General features: G+C 61.7%; 1 protein-coding gene. It reads left to right on the top strand.

The window, feature by feature from the left end:
• Nucleotides 1-1,245 (top strand): (Fe-S)-binding protein (locus tag AC1D1X_RS23745; RefSeq protein WP_477699405.1); only part of this gene is annotated, 1,245 nt, incomplete at both ends.

Raw genomic sequence — 1,245 nt, forward strand, 5'->3', positions numbered from 1 at the left:
GCGTGAGCATCAAGCACTGGGAAGAGTTCGAAGACGTGGCCGACCACTGCACCGTGTGCCACAAGTGCCTGACGCCTTGCCCGGTGGACATCGATTTCGGCGAAGTCTCCATGAACATGCGCAACCTGCTGCGCAAGATGGGGCAGAAGTCTTTCCGGCCCGGCAACGCTGCCGCCATGATCTTCCTGAACGCCACCAGCCCGCAGACCATCAAGTTCATGCGCAGCGCCATGGTGGACGTGGGCTTCAAGGCCCAGCGCCTGGCCAACGACCTGATGCGCCGGCTGGCACGCAAGCARACGGCGCTGCCGCCGGCCACGGTCGGCAAGGCGCCTGTGAAAGAGCAGGTGATCCACTTCATCAACAAGAAGATGCCGGGCGGCCTGCCCAAGAAGACCGCACGTGCGTTGCTGGACATCGAAGACAAGGACTACGTCCCGATCATTCGCAACCCCAAGAGCACCACGTCGGAAACCGAGGCGGTGTTTTATTTTCCCGGCTGCGGCTCCGAGCGCCTTTTCAGCCAGGTGGGCCTGGCGACGCAGGCCATGCTCTGGCATGCGGGGGTGCAAACTGTGCTGCCGCCGGGTTACCTCTGCTGCGGTTATCCGCAGCGCGGCAGCGGCCAGTTCGACAAAGCCGAGAAAATCATCACCGACAACCGGGTGCYGTTCCACCGCGTCGCCAACACGCTGAACTACCTGGATATCAAGACGGTGGTGGTGAGCTGCGGCACCTGCTATGACCAGCTGCAGGGTTACGAATTCGACAAGATATTCCCGGGCTGCCGCATCATCGACATCCACGAATACCTGCTTGAAAAAGGCATCACCCTGCGCACCGACCAGCCCGGCGCTGGCTACCTCTATCACGACCCCTGCCACAGCCCGATGAAGCTGCAGGAGCCAATGAAGACCGTCAAGGCGCTGCTGGGTGACAACGTGCTCAAGAATGACCGTTGCTGCGGTGAGTCGGGCACGCTGGGCGTTACCCGGCCGGACATTTCCACGCAGATCCGTTTTCGCAAGGAAGAAGAGCTGCGCAAGGGCGAAGCCCAGCTTCGCGAGGCGGGTGCCGTTGCCGAGGCGGGAAACGTCAAAATACTCACCAGCTGCCCGAGTTGCCTGCAAGGGCTCTCGCGCTACGGCAATGACCTGCAAAACGGCCTGCTCGAGGCGGACTACATCGTGGTGGAAATGGCCAATCAGATCCTGGGCAAGGAGTGGCTGCCCACGTATGTGGAGG

Source organism: Polaromonas sp. P1_G4, assembly GCF_056405475.1.